The sequence below is a fragment of the Imperialibacter sp. EC-SDR9 genome, from assembly GCF_902498805.1.
GTDB lineage: Bacteria > Bacteroidota > Bacteroidia > Cytophagales > Cyclobacteriaceae > Imperialibacter.
The window spans coordinates 263,582-280,245 of the sequence record NZ_LR701637.1 but is presented as its reverse complement, the minus strand read 5'-3'; the positions used below and the strand labels follow the sequence as shown (position 1 = coordinate 280,245).

Below are 16,664 nucleotides of genomic sequence, written 5' to 3'. Positions count from 1 at the left end.
GTACCTTAATGTATGGATAAAAAGAAGCTGATAGCCGTCTTCAAAAAATTGGAAGACAAGCTCAACGAGAAGGAGTTCGATTTGGAAGCATGGAAGGCGTCTGCCGTTTCTTTGTTCTCGAGAACATTTGGGGCGACGGATTCAAAAATAAAGCAAATCCACGACCTCAAAATTGACTACAGCAGCTGGGCGCTCCGGGATGCACCCTCTACCTATCACCCACTGGACTCGTGCAAGAAACTGGGCAGAGAGGTAGTACTTTCTGCTATCGATGAAATAGAGCTATTTGGCTTGCCCGAGCAAAAAGACCTCCGCAAGCTGCTTGGCGAGGTGTACTCTGAAGCAGAAGTAAAGCAAATCGTTTCTTTGGCTGGTGTGGAGAAAAAAGAGGCAGAGTTGAAAAAGCTGCTAGATAAAGCAGGGAATCAAAAAAACGTGGCTTTGATAATGAAGCTGTTGAGTGAGGAAGCTTTTGACTAGAGGAAAAGCTCCTCATTGATAAACGGCACCAAAGCCAAAGTCATGGCGTGCGCATAATACTGCGTTCTGTCGATTTGCCCATGGGTAAGCAAGCCCACTGCTCCATTTTTTTGCTTTGAATTGTTTCTGCCAAAAACCTGGTCGTCGGCCACTCCCAGTTCTACGCCTTGCCGAACAAGCAGCGCTACCTTTTGTGGCAGTAAAAAAGTGGCTGTTCGTGCCCTCGAAGTATGGTCAGGCGAAAGAATGACCATCCAGGCGAAAGCCTCCATCAGGCCATCAGTATCTGAAATGCCGCCTTCTATGCCCACCCAATATTGTGCGTCAGGGCGTCCGGTCTTTGCATTCGTAGCTCTGTTAAATGCTCCCCGATAGGTTTCCTCATCTGTCATGGGTTGGTCAGAAACATTAGAGGCTGCATCTACTCCCTCGAAGCTAAAAACCTCCCCAGAGAATGCCTTTTCGAAAGCATTTTTCACGCACTGCACTTTTACCGGGTTTCTACTACCGATAATCACTGTTTTCTTCATGGTGGTAATTATACTCATTAATGTCGGCTCCTAATCTTTCCTTTTTACCAAAGGGATTGCAATTTTGGACGAAAAACTCACCAAGCCCATTCTCAGATGTTGATCCAAAAATACTTCAAGATCTTTTTTTATTTGTTGGCAGTCCTTTGCCTCAACGCAGGTGTTTCGCATGCTCAATCTTTGTTGCTCAAGCCAGACAGGGTTTTTGACGGGGAAAAAACGCTGGCAACCGGAACGGTAGTGCTTGTGGAAGACGGCAGGGTCGCCTACGTAGGGCCGGAAAGTGGCGCAAAAGCAGGAAAAAACACAAAAACGAGAACGTTGCCAGGCCAAACCCTGCTTCCGGGTTTGATAGAGGGACATTCCCATGTTCTGTTGCATCCATACAATGAAGTTTCGTGGAACGACCAGGTGCTGAAAGAATCAACTGCGGAGCGGGTAGCCAGAGGTACGGTGCACTTGCAGAAATCGCTGGAGGCGGGCATCACCACCATGAGGGATTTGGGCAGTGAGGGCGCTGGCTATGCCGATGTGGGTTTAAGAACGGCCCTGGAAAAAGGTATCATTCAGGGCCCGACCTTGCTAGTAGCTGGCCCTGCGATTGTAGCCACGGGTAGTTACGGCCCCAAAGGCTTTCACGAGGGAGTAACTGTTCCCCTAGGTGCAGAAACTGCCGATGGTCATGACGATTTGATAAAAGTGGTACGTGACCAGATTGGCAAAGGCGCTGACCTGATCAAAGTGTACGCCGACTACAGGTGGGGGTTGAACAACAAAGCGGCTCCTACTTTTACTTTGGGTGAGTTGAAGCTGATAGTAGAAGTGGCCGAAAGCAGCGGTAGACAGGTAGTAGCACATGCATCCACCAAGGAAGGCATGAGAAGAGCGATTTTGGCGGGTGTAAAAACGATAGAGCACGGCGATGATCTTGACGAAGAAATTGTAAAGCTGATGAAGGAACATGGCGTGGCCCTTTGCCCAACTTTGGGGGCTGTTGAGGCCATTGCTTCCTATGGTGGCTGGAAGAAAGGAACGGATGCAGATACCGACAGAATCGAGAAGAAGAAGGCTTCAATGACTTTGGCACTTACTTCAGGCATCGACATCCTTTTTGGTGGTGATGTGGGTGTTTTCTCGCATGGCAACAATGTGTATGAGCTGGAGCTGATGAACGAATATGGCATGAGTGCCATTGCTTGTTTGCAGTCGGCCACGTCGCTCAATGCCAAGGTATTTGGTATAGACGATAAGGTTGGAAAAATTCAAAAAGGCCTGGTGGCAGACCTTGTTGCCGTGGAAGGTGATCCATCCAAAAATATCAGCGACTTGAGAAAGGTAGAGCTTGTGGTTCAAGCGGGGAGATTGGTGGTGGAGAAATAGGGTTACGCTCCAATTTCGTTTAGTGCATATTACCAATGCCGTGTGCGCCCTCATTCCCTAAGCAGGTTTCCCTGAACGACCGTGAATTGTCATTGATACAATCCGAACTATAATCTCTTGGCTTATCGACCTTACCGTCTGAAAATACGAATTCCCAGCCAAATAAGAGGCAAAAGCGCCAGCAGGGAAATCGATGCAAAGTAAAGGCTATCGAAGCTGCTCTGATAGCCAATAGCCATAAAAATTGCCCTGGCCACCTGATGAATGCCAAGGAACAGTGTAACACCAACGATGAGCAGGCCAGCTAAGTTGGAAAACGCACCGTTGGTGTGATGAACCATGAGTCTGTTATTGTTAAGCACTAGCAGGAGCCCCGTAGCTGCCACTGGAAGCAGTACGCCGTTGATGGCCTGTGCTAGCAGGATAACGGGTACGGGGCGTAAACCGAGCAACCCAAACACCAGCCCAACGATGAGTATTCCAGCCCATACAAGTCTGTAATTTATTCCGGTGGCTTCCCACTTTTTTTCTCCCTTTCCCCAAATGCTTTGTGCGGTAATGGCTGAAGCTAGCGGAGCGGTAATGGTGCTGGTGAACCCGGCGGCAAACAAGCCTATGGCAAACAGGTATTTGCCGGGAAGGCCCACTGCTTTTTCCAGCACCGTGGCCATTCCTTCGAAGGAAAAAGGAAGCGGCGACAAAGTGCCAGAGAGCAACACAGCCATGGAGACAATGCCACCCAGGCCAATCGCAATGATGAGGCCTAACCTCATTTCACCCAATTGCTGGCCTTTGCCCAGGCCTGAGCCAAGAAACAGGTTGTAGGGCACAATAGTGGTACCTACCAATCCGATGACCAGTAAAATATCGTTGGCTGGGATTTGCGGAACAAAAAGACCTTTTGCGATTGCTATAGGAGATTCGTCAATGAAAAAGGAAGTATAAAGAAAGGCCACTCCCATTACCGCTACCAACACTCCCACCGACTTGGCTATCGAACCTGCAGAGCCTCCCCACAAAAGAACGGCCGCAATACTGGTGATGGCCAGGGTAAAAACCCATGGTGGCAGCGGAAACAACAGCCCCGCCCCTGAAATAGCCCCGACAATATTGCCTGCCTCGTAGGCAGCGCAACCAAAAATCACGGCTCCTGCGAGGAGCCACTTCATCCATGGTTGGTTTCCAAAAGTCAGCGTGACAGCCTCCCCGATGGTAAGCCCCGACGCAATGGTAATGCGGGCGGCTCCTTCCTGAAGCACCATGCAGGCGAAAGTAGAAAAAAGCAAGGCCCAAAGAAGGGAAACGCCGTGGGATGCTCCTGCCAGGGAAGCGGTCGTGATTGTTCCTGGCCCTATGAAGGCCGCTGAAATAACCGACCAGAAGAGAATGTTAAGGAGCTTCTTTTTCAAAAGAGAAGTGTAAATAGATAAGCCCCAATATATGGCATACTGATCTATTTATGAACGCTATTGATGAGATGCGGAGGGACTGCTACTTTTTAAACGCACTCAACTCCACATAGCTGTTCAAATTACCTTTTTCATCGTAGGATTCGCTTTTCACCATTCCTGCGCCTTCACTCAGGTACTCAACGCTCGATGAGTTCATCGTTCTTTTCATGCCCATGATCGACATGGTAGACTCTGAGTCGTAGGTCATTTTGAAGCAATCGTACGTGCCTGCTGCCGTGGTTATTTTCTCTTTGCCCACTACCTTTCGGTTCTTAATCGACACCGTGGTGTTGGTGGCCATGGCTTTCATGGCTGGATTATCTGAAATGATTTTAACCACAAATGTGAGATCTTTCAGCGACTGGCCGGCCTTCAGATCAGATGGAATCGTGAGCTGATCGCCCTCAAAAACAATCTGAACATCCTCCATGCCTTCCATCCCTTGCGGCATAAAATTTCTCATGTCCATTTTGAAAACGCCGTCTTCGCAAATCATCTCGATTTCATTGTTGCTCAGCTCTTTCTTTTTATCGTACATGGTCACTCTTGCCTTCATGGTCTGGTTATTTCCAGAGCCGTCAACAGATAAGATTTCCATCTTGTCGTTGGACACTTCCTTCCCTTTTTTGTTGAAGTAGGTTCTTTCTATGACCGCTCCCTCGGTATAATTGAAATAGGGATTGCACTGGCTAAATGCTTGTTGAGAAAAAATAAGAAGGCCGAAGACGAAAAACGATTTGAGTAGTTTCATGAGAAAAATGTGTTTTGTATTATTTTCCATAAAAATAGTACAAAAGTGATAAACTGTCAATGGAACTCAACAAGCATCCGTTGGCTACAAGCCCCACCCACCTCCGCCCGGTGTTTCGATGACAATGGCATCCCCTGCTTGCAAATCCATTTCGTCAACACCCTTGAGGTCAACGACCGAACCATTGCTTTTTTCAACAAACTGTTTTCCTGTTGCTCCAGGTTTGCCTCCTTCCATACCGTAAGGAGCTTCTACCCTGTGTTGAGTGAGTAGGGTCAGTTCTACAGCCTCTGTGAACCGAAGTTTTCTCACAATGCCGTCGCCACCTGTCCACTTACCCGGCCCTCCCGAGCCTTTTCTTACCGAAAACTCTTCCACTTGAACTGGATATCTCCACTCCATGATTTCGGGGTCAGTGATGCGGGTATTGGTCATGTGGTGGTGGATGGCGTTGGCGCCATTGAAGCCTGGCCCGGCACCCGTGCCGCCACAGATGGTTTCGTAGTAGCCGAAGCTTTTGTTGCCAAACAGTAGATTGTTCATCGTTCCCTGGCTACAGGCGGAAAGCTTCAACGCTTTGATCAAAGTGTCGACCAGGCGCTGGCTTACTTCGGTATTGCCGCCAACGACCGCTGGACACTGGGAAGAGTCAGCCGGAAAAGGCGGGTTGAGCAAGCCATCAGGAAGAACGATTTCCACTTGCTTCATAATGCCCTCATTGAGTGGAATGTCCTCCGAGATCAGCAGCCTGAGCACATAAATGACGGCACTTCGCACAATGGCAGGTGTGGCATTCAAGTTGCCGGGATGCACCTGTGATGAACCCGTGAAGTCAACCGTCAGCTTGTCATTCCCTCGCTGCAATTTTACTTTCAACGGGCTTCCGTCGTCCAGCTTTTCAGTACCTTCAAACTCGTCTCCCGAGAGCTTTCCCAATTGCACCCAAAGCTTTTCGTTGGAATAGTCTTTGAGCCGCTGCATATAATGCAGCACTTTTTCGACACCTTCTTTTTGACAGAGCGAAAGCAGGGCATTTTGACCAGCCTTAATTGACGACAGCGCCGCATTTAAGTCAGCCATGTTCTCTGCCACGGCCCTGGTGGGGTAGCTATGGCCGGTAAGCACTTTTTCTATTTGCTTCCATTGAGCCACTCCCTTTTGGATCAATAGCATGGGGCTGATGACGACTCCTTCTTCGGCCAGATTTTTAGCATCCGGCGGCATAGAGCCTGGTCTTTTACCTCCCAGCTCGGCGTGGTGGGCTCTGTTGGCCACATAGCCCAGTAGTTTCTTTCCTTCAAACACGGGGGCAATGAGTGTGATATCGGGCAGGTGTGAGCCGCCGAAGCCGGGATGATTGGTGACTGCCACATCGCCTGCGGACAACGGAAGCACTTCCAACACCTTGCGCACGCATAGTCCCAGCCCGCCCAAATGCACTGGGATGTGGGGCGCATTGACCACTAGCTCGCCTTTCGGATCAAGCAAGGCGCAGGAGAAATCGAGGCGTTCTTTGATGTTTACTGAAAAGGCCGTGCGCATGAGCAGTGCACCCATTTCTTCGGCAATGCCCCGAAACCTGTTGGTAAACAGCTCGAGTGCTACGGTTTCGTGTACCTCGTTGAGACCTGAGGAAGAGGCTTCTGTCAAATCTAAAATGACATTGAGCTCGTGCCCTACATTGGCTTGCCAGCCCGGGGCGATCCATGTGGTTGAAGTTTTCGAAGCTAGCAGAGCGGGGCCTTCAATTTTTGCTCCCGGAGACAACGACTCCCAGTCGTAGAGTTGGGCCGGTAGTTGTTTACCCTGGTGCGTTATTTCTTTGGTTCTTTGCGATTGCGCAGGATGTACTTTGACGGGCAGGAGCCCTGCGTCTTTGCTTATTTTCAATGCAGAAACTTTCACCTTTATCGACTCCACCTCTATGGCCCGGCTTTCTACCCAATGACCAAACAGCTCCTCATACTTGCTCTTGAAGGCAGCATACAGGCCACTATATTTTTCAGCTTCAACTTCTATCACAGCATCTTGCCCTGAAAAGCGCAGATAGGCGGCCACAAATGTGGTCTCTGTCTCTAGGATTCCCTCCTTTTTGAGCATCAAGGCTGCTTCCTTAGCAGCTGTGGCGACGATTGATTCAAAATGATGCTTCAGGTCGTTGAGGGGTTTCAGCACTTGTTGCGTGATCATGCGCTCCTCAACGGCCTTGCCAATGCCGTAGGCACTCAGCAGTCCGGCATCAAAGGGCACAATGATTTTTTTCATCCCCAGCAATTCAGCAATGGCACAGGCATGCTGTCCACCAGCCCCACCAAAAGCCAGGAGTGCATGCTCAGCAGGGTCGTACCCTTTTCTTGTGGAGATGTTTCTAATGGCTTCTGCCATCCGTTCGTTGGCAATTTGCAAGTAGCCTTCTAGCAGGCTGTTGGCTTCCGGCAGGTTTTCGGTTTGGTTTTTTATTTCGTTGAGCTGCTCTTCCAGCCTTTTCGCCGACTCCCCTTTTTGCACGGGAATGCCAAACTTTTCCTCATCCACTCTGCCAAGCAGCAGATTGACGTCAGTTACGGTCAGTGGGCCGCCGGCACCATAGCAGGCTGGCCCGGGCTGTGCACCGGCACTTTCGGGCCCCACCTTTAGCTTATGCCCATCAAAGGAGCAGATAGAGCCGCCTCCTGCAGCCACGGTTTCCACCGCTACCGAAGGAGAAGCAATTTTTGCCGGGCCTACTTCACATTCGAAACGGTAGTCGGGTTTGCCGGAGTACCGGCTCACGTCGGTGCTTGTGCCACCCATGTCCAGGGTCAGGATGTTTTTCTCACCAGATACTTTTGCAATTTCGGCAGCACCCACCACTCCTCCAGCCGGGCCACTGAGCAAGCTGTCTTTTGCATGGAAATCGTTGGCGCTGATGAGGCCACCCGCACTGGTCATCACTTTCAGTGAGCTGTCATCGGAGAGTCTATTGGAAACACCAGTCAGATAGGAAGTAAGGATAGGGTTCAGGTAAGCGTCGGCCACCGCTGTTTCGGCCCTGGGAAGCAACTTGATGGCGGGGAAAAGCTGAGATGAAACGGAGACATACTTTAATTCGGCTTTTTCGCACAAATCGAGCACTTCTAATTCATGAGCCGGGTTCTTGAACGAATTGAGAAAGGACACTGCCACCGACTGAATTCCCTGCGCTTTTATTTTTTCGATGGCATGTTCAACCTCTATAGAATTTAAAGCGACCAACACGGTTCCCTGTGCATCTATTCTTTCGTCGATCTCAAAAACATTTGAATAAAGCGGTTCGGGTTTTTCGATTTTCAAGGCAAAGATATCGGGCCGCTGTTGGGTACCAATACGAATCAGGTCTTTGAGGCCTTTTGTTACCAGCCAGGCAGTGTTTGCTCCCTTTCTTTCCAGCAGAGCGTTTGTTCCCCGGGTAGTGCCCAGCCGCATGTCCATGGGCGGGAGTGCGTGGTCTAATGCTGTTTCGGTGATTAATCGGGCAGCCAGCACGGGGGCTTCTTCACCGCCGTCCAGCTCGAAGTCGCAGGGAAAAATCAGCCCGTTCGGCAAGGAATTGACCAGAGTAAACGTAAAGTTGTTGGGGTCGAATTGGGCGATGGAATTACCGGGGAAGTGTTGGCTGAGAACTCTTATTTTATAGCCCTTTAAAATATCTTTATCGACGGCAAACGATGCATCAACACGAAAAGCATTTTCCGCTACCTGCTCGATGGCTTTTCCCCTCAGCTTGCTGCTGCTGAGCACTTTCACTCTTTTTATCTCGCCTTCGGGTGTTTCTGCCAGGCAGTCGGTAAATGTGCCTCCTGTATCCACCCAAATCTTCCACTTCTTGTTCATGGCTGTTTTCTTGCAACGCAAACTAAGTAACGGAACCTATTTGTCAAATTCATCATTGATTGGAGGAGTTGTTTTAGTATTGTGGCTATGAAAGCAATAACTTTAATATGTGCCTGATCACCTTTGCCTGGAAGCACCACCCCAACTATCAGCTGATTTTGGTGGCCAACAGGGACGAATTTTACGAACGGCCCACTGCGCCTCTCGGGTATTGGAACGACAACCCCGATATCCTTGGCGGCCGTGACTTGAAAGAAGGGGGTACATGGATGGGCATGCACCGGTCGGGACGCATGACGGCGATTACCAACCACCGTGATCTGACAAATATCAAAGCCTCGGCCCCCTCGAGAGGGAACCTCACGAAGGACTTTCTTGCTGGCACCCAATCGTCACCGTCGTTTTATGAGGGTGTAAAAGGGCAGCTTGATCTTTTCAATGGATTCAACTTGCTGACTCTTGAAAATAATGAGCTATACTATTTCAATAATATTCAGAAGGAACTACTACAGGTAAAGCCTGGTATATATGGGCTTTCCAACGCTTTCCTCGATACACCGTGGCCAAAAGTGCAAAAGGCAAAGCGCTACTTTGAAGTCACTTTGAAAAAGGATCATCCCAGCGCTACCGAAATGATCGAATGGATGGGCGATGGAGAGTTGGCGCCTGATGAGCAATTGCCAGTCACTGGGGTTTCAGCTGACTGGGAAAAACAGCTGTCGGCTATGTGCATTCAGACTGAAAGTTATGGTACCTGTTGCACTACAGTTATTACGGTTGACAACAATGGTCGTGTGGAATACACGGAAAAGACTTATCCCAAAGGCAATAGAAAGTCGGGCATCATTACCGTTCAGTTTCCCTGCTAGTATTATTTTGAAAACGCCCTAAATGTTAGCAATTTTGCGGTTCCATTAACCCCCTAATAATTTCAAAAATGGTCACAATTGAAGATACCTACGGAATTGCCGAAGCGATTGAAAAGCTCGGTATTGAAAATAAAAATGCCGGATCCTCGACCGGCAAAAATTGGATTGCTTCCGGTGGAGAGGTGATAGAAAGCTTTTCTCCGGCGGACGGAATGTTGATTGCCTCTGTAGAGTCTGCGACGGCGGCTACATATGAGCAGGTGATAAAAAAGGCAGAGGAGGCTTTCAAGAGTTGGAGACTTGTGCCGGCACCTCAGCGTGGCGAAATCATACGGCAAATCGGTGATGAGCTGAGGAAGAATAAAGAGCACCTTGGCAAACTGGTTTCCTACGAAATGGGTAAGTCCTTGCAAGAGGGTTATGGTGAAGTGCAGGAAATGATCGACATCTGCGATTTTGCTGTGGGCCTTTCTCGTCAGCTCTATGGCTTGAGTATGCATTCCGAAAGACCCGGCCACCGCATGTATGAGCAGTGGCATCCAATGGGCATTGTGGGCATCATTTCTGCTTTTAACTTTCCTGTTGCCGTTTGGAGCTGGAACACTATGCTAGCCTGGGTATGTGGCGATGTTTGTGTTTGGAAACCCTCAGAGAAAACACCGATCACGGCCGTTGCCTGTCAGAAGATAGCTGCGAAAGTGTTCGAAAGAAATAATTTGCCAGAAGGCATCAGCGGCCTCGTAATCGGCGACTATAAAATTGGCGAGCTTCTCTCCAACGACACCAGAGTGCCCTTGGTTTCTGCCACCGGCTCTACCCGCATGGGCAAGAAGGTGAGTGAAGCTGTGGGCAAAAGGCTGGGCAGGTCTCTGCTGGAGCTGGGTGGTAATAATGCCATCATTGTTTCGCAGCATGCTAATTTGGATGTGGCAATTATAGCAGCCGTGTTTGGTGCCGTGGGCACCGCAGGGCAAAGATGCACCACTACCAGAAGGCTTATTGTGCACGACAGCATTTTTGATGAAATGAAGGCAAGGTTGACTAAAGCATACTCTCAACTGAAAATAGGGAATCCGCTGAGTGAGAAAAACCATGTCGGCCCGCTTATAGATAAACTGGCGGTTGAAAATTACCTCAACGCCATTAAGGAAGTAGAAAAAGAAGGAGGCAAAACCATCGTTGAAGGTGGCGTTCTTTCAGGCGCTGGCTACGAGTCTGGTTGCTATGTTAAGCCAGCCATTTTTGAAGTAAAGAACACTTTCAAAATTGTTCAGCACGAAACCTTTGCTCCAATCTTGTATTTGATTAAATACTCAGGTGATGTAGCTGATGCCATCACTCTTCAAAACGGTGTGCCTCAGGGCCTTTCTTCAGCCATTCTCACAGATAATCTGCTGGAAGCAGAGCAGTTTTTGTCGCAGGCAGGAAGTGATTGTGGCATTGCCAATGTCAACATTGGCACCTCTGGGGCTGAAATAGGGGGAGCGTTCGGTGGTGAGAAAGAAACAGGTGGTGGCAGGGAGTCGGGCTCCGACGCATGGAAAGCTTATATGCGCCGCCAGACCAACACAATCAACTACAGCGCAAAATTACCTTTGGCGCAGGGGATAAAATTTGATCTTTAGCAGTGTATTTTACCAAAAAATTAGTAACATTTGGTGTCTTAGCCCTTTTACCTCAGGCTATGGCACCAACTAATAACTTAATATGGCAGTGACTGTAGCCCCCAGATTCAAAGCAGTGATGCTTATTGACGACAATGAGATCGATAATTTGATCAATCAGAAGATGATTGAGGCATCAACGTTATCTGAAAATATCTATGTACACACCGGTGCCAAGAGCGCCATAGAGTTTTTAAGAAATATAGAAAAGCTTGGTGCGGCAGGACATTCCATTCTCCCTCAAATCATTTTTCTCGACATCGATATGCCCTTGATGGACGGGTTCCAATTTTTGGATGAGTTTGAAAAGTTCAGGGTGGAGACAAAGGATATTTGCAATATCGTTATGCTTACTTCCTCCATTAATCCTCAGGACGTCAACAAATCGAAGAAGTACAACTACGTTAAAAAATACATCAACAAACCCCTAACACAGGATACGCTCGAGAAGATAAAGTTCTAAACCACCGACACAGAACTGAGGTCGTTTATGAATTTTTCATCCATTCTAATGAGTGTGGTTGGCGCATAAACGGAAATGTTGGAGGAATTGAATTTCCTGGCCAACACCGAAATTTTATCTGCTTTCTGCTTTTTCGCTTCGCTGGTAGCTACTTTCAGAATCTTGTTGAAGATAACGACGTGGTCAATGTTTTCTTTGCCCATTAGTCTCACCTGTCTTTGAACACTATTCATCAGCTGACTGAATAAATCATAGTCGCCCATCATACAGTACTGCAAGGCCAGCACTGATTTGATTTCAAGCTGGGCAAGCGGGTATTTTTTAAGGCTTACCTCGTTAAGGAAGTTGTTGATCCATTTAGCGGCTTCGTCGTAGTTGCCGGCATAATAGCAACTCAGGGCCCGGTAAGTGACATAGGTAATATAGGCGGGTACGTTGAGGGGATTTGGTTCATATTCTGAAAACTGAAGCTGGTTTTCCTCTTCCAACGTTTCCTCTATTTTCAGACGAATGCTTCTTCGAAGCTTTGTGATGAGCAGCTGGGAAGAAAAAGTGAACGTGGGATAGTTCATTAGAAGTGTTGCCACGGCATCGTTCACCTCATCGAAAAACTCTTCTGACTTTTTATAGAGTTGATAGTGAGTATAATACTCCAGCTTTAGGTAGTCGAACAAAAGAGATAAATGGTGGTAGATAGAATCGAGCGTATACACTGAAAAGTAGCTCTCCACTTTTTTGAGAATGTCCTCAATGGCCTCTTCATCCTTATTAAGTTCACTTTCCTTGTCGTCCACAAAAAGTCTGTGAAAAATATTTACCGCCGACTTGTACACATATAGCCTGTGCGAATCATGAAGAGCACTGACATTGGTAAGCTCCCTGAGCAGGTAACTAAGTCCCAGCTTTGACGTGTCATCTCCGGTCAGGTAGTAGTCGCCATAATTTTTAAAATAGTCTGCCAGAATATCTTCAGCCTTGTCGGTGGCCAGCATAAAGGCCACGTGTTTGTTATAGAGCTGAGAGTAGCTAAACTGCTCTGGCGAGTGCATGTGTAAGCGCTTGAGATATTTATAAACTACCGTTAGCTCTGACGACAAATCGTAGTCTATTAGCTCTTTCTCCAATTTTTTTAGCGTGGCAAGGGCAATGGCTCGTTTCTTGGTGAACACGACGTCGTTTACGTTGGCTACCTTTTTAAGAATATCAGTACGGGGGTTTTCCATTTGCTCCACCAGATACTCTTCAATTTTCTGGTTTAGCCGTGAGCGTAGCGTATAGTACGCATTGGGGTTGACACCCAACTCCTCCATGATCTTGTTGTCGCCAAGGCTTCGTTCTCTAATGCCCTTGAGCAACGAGGCCGATTTTTCGGCCGCACTTTCATTGAGGCTGTTATAAATAGCCTGATAGTCTTTATCGGAGAGTTGTTTGATAATGTTCTTGAGCTTTGCCATCTCTTACGTGTTTCTGGAAATTAAAATACCCATTTTTCAATTGTTTAGCTATAAGCTTCAATTTTATTAGCGGTAGAGCCGTTAAAAACTATTAAATGAAGCGAATTCTCGTTCTAAAAAACGGAACAGAAGTAATAGCTGGGATAATTGTGAATACAATTAGACAGGAAGATGGACAAAAAAAGGAAGACTTGCGCCTTCCTTTTGAGTTAAATATTGAAGTGGAGCATATCGGAGTCGAACCGATGACCTCTTGCATGCCATGCAAGCGCTCTAGCCAGCTGAGCTAATGCCCCATTAAAACGCCAAAGAAGAAACGCTGAACCGCAACGAGCAGACTCACATTGAAGTCTTGAATTGGGGACTGCAAAAATAGGAAAGAAATTGTATTCTCAAAAAGGTCGGCGGGCTTGCACTATTCTTTTCCAATAATAGTCGGATTTCAGGTTCGTTTCCATCACCCCAAGTTTTGTTGAGGCATGAATAAAGCGGATGTCGGTTTTGCCCCTGACGTCGGTTACCATACCAACGTGAGTGATTTTTCTTTTCCTTTTGCCCATGGCAAAGAAAATGAGATCCCCTTCTTCCAGGTCATTCAGAGAAACCTTTCTGCCCATTTTGCTTTGCGCATTGGAAGTTCTCGGCACCTGGATGCTCGCCGACTCGAATGAGCGGAGTATTAGCCCCGAGCAGTCGATGCCGCTGCGTGTGGTGCCTCCGTATTTGTAGGGAGTTCCAGTATATGACCTGGCAGACTGGATGATGACGTCGACCTTTTTTGCCCTGGATTTTTTGGAGCCGGCACAGCCCGAGAGAATAAGAATGGAAAAAATGAAAAGAACAAAAGAGGGTCTTAACTTGGACATATTTATCTGACGAATTTTCAGAACCGTTGAATTACTTTAAAATTACACAAACATTTGAAAAGAGGCTCAAATAATGTGCGGGATAACAGGAATTAAGGCATTTAATGAGGTTGGACGGATCAACATGATTCACCTGGCTGCCGCAACTGAATCGCTCGCCAAAAGAGGGCCCGACAATCAGGGGCTCTTTTACGACCATTTTGTTGGCCTGGGGCACCGCCGTTTAAGTATCATCGATGTCTCTGAAAGTGCTCACCAACCGATGTCGGACGCTTCGGGCCGGTATCAAATCGTATTTAATGGAGAGATTTTTAACTACAGACAGCTGAGAAACGGTTTGAAGGAAAAAGGGGTGCCGTTCCAAACCGAAAGTGATACCGAAGTGCTTCTTCAGTTGTATATATTATTAGGCAAAAAAGCACTGAATCATCTCAACGGATTCTTTGCTTTCGCCATATTTGACGCAGCTGACGGCTCGCTATTTATCGCCAGAGACCGCCTGGGTATCAAGCCGCTTTATTACTACTACGACGAGGACAAGCTGATTTTTGCCTCAGAAATGAAGGCCATTATGCGCTATGGCATTCAGAAAGAGCTATCATTCGAATCGTTGCTTACTTACCTGCAGCTCAATTATATTCCTGCTCCATTGACTATCCTCAAGGGTGTCCATAAGTTGTCTCCGGGCCACCTGATTGTTAGTAAAAAGAATGAGGTAACGGTTGAACAGTGGTACAAGGTTCCATTTGATGCAAGCAAAACTGTTGGGCGTCAAAGCTATTCCGACAAGCAAAAGGAATTGAGAGAGCTCCTTACCAGCGCAGTAAAACATAGGCTGGTGGCGGACGTTCCTCTTGGCACATTTCTTAGCGGAGGTACCGACTCTTCCATCATTGCAGGCATTGCCTCGAAACTGCATCCTGGCATTCATTCCTTCTCCATTGGATACAAGGACGACCCTTTTTTTGATGAAACGGAGTACGCTGAGTTGGTGGCCAGGCATTTCAACACTCAGCACCATGTTTTCAAGCTGTCAAACGATGACCTGCTTAATCATTTGGATGGCATGATCAGTTATATCGACGAGCCATTTGCAGACTCGTCGGCATTGCCGGTGTACATACTTAGTGAAGAGACCAGAAAGCACGTAACAGTGGCGCTTTCCGGCGATGGGGCAGACGAGCTTTTTGGTGGCTACAACAAGCACCTGGCCTGGCAAAAAAGCGTTGAGCCGAGTATTTCGAATGCGGTGGCAAAACGGTTTCTTCCTTTGTGGCGAAGCCTTCCGGCGTCAAGATCGTCAGCTTTTGGAAATAAGATAAGACAACTAAGTAAATACGGAGAAGGGCTTAAGCTTTCTGCTGAAGACCGTTATTGGAGATGGGCCAGTTATATGGCGGAAAACCAGGCGCTAGCGTACTTAAGCCCTTCTGCAAAGGAGGGGCTTGGCATGGACATCTACCGTGGCCACAAGGCTGGATGGTTACTGCCACTTAAACGCTCCGATTCGCTAAACAGCTTTCTTTTGGCAGATACCCAGCTAGTATTGCCTGACGACATGCTGACGAAGGTTGACCGGATGTCGATGGCGAATGCGCTGGAAGTAAGAGTGCCATTTTTGGAGCACAGAGTGGTGGACTTTGCTTTTGGGCTACCCGAAAGTTTTAAAATTCACAACGGCACAAGGAAAAGGATTTTGCAGGATGCATTTAAAGATTTTCTCCCGCAGAAGCTTTACAATCGCCCCAAAAAGGGCTTTGAAGTGCCACTGCTAAAGTGGATGCAAAATGAGATGAAGAGCACGCTGGACGGCGTTGTTTTTAATGACGACAAGTTAAACGAGCAGGGAATTTTCAGCGTTCAGCAGTTGGCTTTGCTCAGGCAACAACTGCACAGCAACAACCCGGGCGATGCGCATGCTACCACGTGGGCCTTATATGTTTTTCAGAAATGGTGGGAGAATTACTTCAAGTAAGAGTCAATCATGCATCAGTGCCTGCCTGCCAGAAAGCCGGATCTTTTCCAACTTTACGAATAGCCTCCAAAAAGAACTTTGCATCCTCAACATTCCACGATTGCGGTGAGTCGCCCCAAAGAGACCTGAAGCCGTCAATGGTGATATAATTCCTCCATGCATTTTTCTTCCAGAAGTCGAGCAGGTTAGCGATAGAAGAAATATAGTCTTTAGTGAACATTCCAGTAGGAGCATTGCAGATAAAGCTTTCGAGAAAATAGGAAGGCGTCCTGTTCTCGTCCATATGGCCCATCTGTACCAGCCGGTCTCTGATGTTTTTGAAAACCCTCACAGTAGCAAGAAACTGGCCCTGGGAGCCGCTTTCTTTCACTGCCTCGTAGGCGTTGTGCTGCTTTGGAAAATTGATGATGAGTTCCTTCCCTTTTTTAGGGTAGAATGCCACGCCCAGTTTTTCCACTTCATCTCTTCCGTGCTTGATAAACAATTTGTATTTGAAGCACACGAGCACATTCACAGGAAGGCGATTAGGAGAGCCAATGATATGAATGGCGTTGTCCCCATCCTGCACCGACCCTTCGCCAAAAGCATTTTGCATGCTTTCAAGGATGTTTTCTCTGAAGCTTTTGTAGCTAAGGCCTTTTCCTGCAAAAGGGTCTTCGTTGCTTTTGCTGGAGCCTGTTATTGAGGTCAGCTCAATCGCTACGTCAACCGGGGTATTGTATTGAGTATTGGTGCCATTGAGGTGAGAGCCGTGGAGGTAGTAGGCTACTCTGGCAGATTTTGGGAATCTTTTATAGCCAGCCAGGGCGTTCTTAACTACTGCAATTGTTTCATCAAGTTTTTCTGCCTTTATGCGGCTGGACCATTTTTCTAAAAGATCCTTTTGAGACGCCATAATCTTTACTGCGATTAGTATTTCAACAATATGT

13 protein-coding genes and 1 tRNA gene are annotated in these 16,664 nt (G+C 47.6%); 6 read left to right on the top strand and 8 right to left on the bottom strand.

What is annotated here, in order from left to right; translation table 11 throughout:
* Positions 1 to 12: 12 nt before the first annotated feature.
* Entirely contained in the window at positions 13 to 480 is a 468-nt protein-coding gene (locus tag GC130_RS26615; RefSeq protein ID WP_152001408.1) for a hypothetical protein, read from the top strand.
* Here the strand turns inward: GC130_RS26615 and yjjX are convergent.
* The gene (gene yjjX, locus GC130_RS26610) at positions 477 to 1,028 is read right to left on the bottom strand and encodes an inosine/xanthosine triphosphatase (RefSeq protein WP_226940621.1); all 552 of its coding nucleotides are present in this window, start codon (positions 1,026 to 1,028) and stop codon (positions 477 to 479) included. The two genes, GC130_RS26615 and yjjX, sit on opposite strands and share 4 nt — an antisense overlap.
* Before the next feature lie 78 nt (positions 1,029 to 1,106).
* On the opposite strand from yjjX, the gene GC130_RS26605 reads away from it, so the two are divergent.
* Positions 1,107 to 2,390 (top strand): amidohydrolase family protein, encoded by a 1,284-nt coding sequence (locus tag GC130_RS26605; RefSeq protein WP_152001407.1) that lies wholly within the window; start codon positions 1,107 to 1,109, stop codon positions 2,388 to 2,390.
* Between the two features lie 131 nt (positions 2,391 to 2,521).
* Here the strand turns inward: GC130_RS26605 and GC130_RS26600 are convergent, their stop codons facing one another.
* The 3 genes from GC130_RS26600 to GC130_RS26590 all read right to left on the bottom strand — a co-directional run bounded on the left by GC130_RS26600 (position 2,522) and on the right by GC130_RS26590 (position 8,444).
* Positions 2,522 to 3,799, bottom strand: coding sequence for an NRAMP family divalent metal transporter (locus GC130_RS26600; protein ID WP_226940620.1), 1,278 nt, complete (start codon positions 3,797 to 3,799; stop codon positions 2,522 to 2,524).
* 82 nt (positions 3,800 to 3,881) lie between these two features.
* Positions 3,882 to 4,592: a hypothetical protein gene (locus GC130_RS26595; protein WP_152001405.1), complete on the bottom strand. Its 711-nt coding sequence runs from the start codon at positions 4,590 to 4,592 to the stop codon at positions 3,882 to 3,884.
* 84 nt (positions 4,593 to 4,676) lie between these two features.
* Entirely contained in the window at positions 4,677 to 8,444 is a 3,768-nt protein-coding gene (locus tag GC130_RS26590; RefSeq protein WP_152001404.1) for a hydantoinase B/oxoprolinase family protein, read from the bottom strand.
* Between the two features lie 107 nt (positions 8,445 to 8,551).
* Here GC130_RS26590 and GC130_RS26585 point away from each other — a divergent pair, with 107 nt between their 5' ends.
* From GC130_RS26585 to GC130_RS26575, 3 genes are all read left to right on the top strand, one after another.
* Positions 8,552 to 9,313, top strand: a complete 762-nt coding sequence (locus tag GC130_RS26585; RefSeq protein WP_152001403.1) for an NRDE family protein — start codon at positions 8,552 to 8,554, stop codon at positions 9,311 to 9,313.
* 68 nt (positions 9,314 to 9,381) lie between these two features.
* Positions 9,382 to 10,938 carry an aldehyde dehydrogenase family protein gene (locus tag GC130_RS26580; protein ID WP_152001402.1) on the top strand — a complete coding sequence of 519 codons (1,557 nt, stop codon included), beginning with the start codon at positions 9,382 to 9,384 and terminating at the stop codon, positions 10,936 to 10,938.
* An 82-nt stretch (positions 10,939 to 11,020) separates the two neighbouring features.
* Positions 11,021 to 11,440, top strand: a complete 420-nt coding sequence (locus GC130_RS26575; RefSeq protein ID WP_226940619.1) for a response regulator — start codon at positions 11,021 to 11,023, stop codon at positions 11,438 to 11,440.
* Here GC130_RS26575 and GC130_RS26570 read toward each other — a convergent pair.
* The 3 genes from GC130_RS26570 to GC130_RS26560 all read right to left on the bottom strand — a co-directional run bounded on the left by GC130_RS26570 (position 11,437) and on the right by GC130_RS26560 (position 13,760).
* A complete protein-coding gene (locus GC130_RS26570; protein WP_152001401.1) occupies positions 11,437 to 12,894 on the bottom strand; it encodes a hypothetical protein in 1,458 nt (485 codons plus the stop codon). The genes GC130_RS26575 and GC130_RS26570 overlap by 4 nt on opposite strands.
* A 222-nt stretch (positions 12,895 to 13,116) precedes the next feature.
* A tRNA-Ala gene (locus GC130_RS26565) sits at positions 13,117 to 13,190 on the bottom strand.
* A gap of 96 nt (positions 13,191 to 13,286) precedes the next feature.
* Positions 13,287 to 13,760, bottom strand: a complete 474-nt coding sequence (locus GC130_RS26560; RefSeq protein ID WP_152001400.1) for a C40 family peptidase — start codon at positions 13,758 to 13,760, stop codon at positions 13,287 to 13,289.
* Between the two features lie 73 nt (positions 13,761 to 13,833).
* On the opposite strand from GC130_RS26560, the gene asnB reads away from it, so the two are divergent.
* Positions 13,834 to 15,735, top strand: coding sequence for an asparagine synthase (glutamine-hydrolyzing) (asnB, locus tag GC130_RS26555; protein ID WP_152001399.1), 1,902 nt, complete (start codon positions 13,834 to 13,836; stop codon positions 15,733 to 15,735).
* A gap of 7 nt (positions 15,736 to 15,742) precedes the next feature.
* On the opposite strand, the gene GC130_RS26550 is transcribed toward asnB, so the two are convergent.
* Positions 15,743 to 16,630: a hypothetical protein gene (locus GC130_RS26550; RefSeq protein WP_152001398.1), complete on the bottom strand. Its 888-nt coding sequence runs from the start codon at positions 16,628 to 16,630 to the stop codon at positions 15,743 to 15,745.
* Positions 16,631 to 16,664 lie beyond the last annotated feature (34 nt).

Bases quoted from the DNA above. Each gene is read 5' to 3' on its own strand.
- GC130_RS26615 (WP_152001408.1), top strand. From the start codon at position 13: ATGGATAAAAAGAAGCTGATAGCCGTCTTCAAAAAATTGGAAGACAAG.
- yjjX (WP_226940621.1), bottom strand. From the start codon at position 1,028: ATGAGTATAATTACCACCATGAAGAAAACAGTGATTATCGGTAGTAGA.
- GC130_RS26605 (WP_152001407.1), top strand. From the start codon at position 1,107: ATGTTGATCCAAAAATACTTCAAGATCTTTTTTTATTTGTTGGCAGTC.
- GC130_RS26595 (WP_152001405.1), bottom strand. From the start codon at position 4,592: ATGAAACTACTCAAATCGTTTTTCGTCTTCGGCCTTCTTATTTTTTCT.
- GC130_RS26590 (WP_152001404.1), bottom strand. From the start codon at position 8,444: ATGAACAAGAAGTGGAAGATTTGGGTGGATACAGGAGGCACATTTACC.
- GC130_RS26585 (WP_152001403.1), top strand. From the start codon at position 8,552: ATGTGCCTGATCACCTTTGCCTGGAAGCACCACCCCAACTATCAGCTG.
- GC130_RS26580 (WP_152001402.1), top strand. From the start codon at position 9,382: ATGGTCACAATTGAAGATACCTACGGAATTGCCGAAGCGATTGAAAAG.
- GC130_RS26575 (WP_226940619.1), top strand. From the start codon at position 11,021: ATGGCAGTGACTGTAGCCCCCAGATTCAAAGCAGTGATGCTTATTGAC.
- GC130_RS26570 (WP_152001401.1), bottom strand. From the start codon at position 12,894: ATGGCAAAGCTCAAGAACATTATCAAACAACTCTCCGATAAAGACTAT.
- GC130_RS26560 (WP_152001400.1), bottom strand. From the start codon at position 13,760: ATGTCCAAGTTAAGACCCTCTTTTGTTCTTTTCATTTTTTCCATTCTT.
- asnB (WP_152001399.1), top strand. From the start codon at position 13,834: ATGTGCGGGATAACAGGAATTAAGGCATTTAATGAGGTTGGACGGATC.
- GC130_RS26550 (WP_152001398.1), bottom strand. From the start codon at position 16,630: ATGGCGTCTCAAAAGGATCTTTTAGAAAAATGGTCCAGCCGCATAAAG.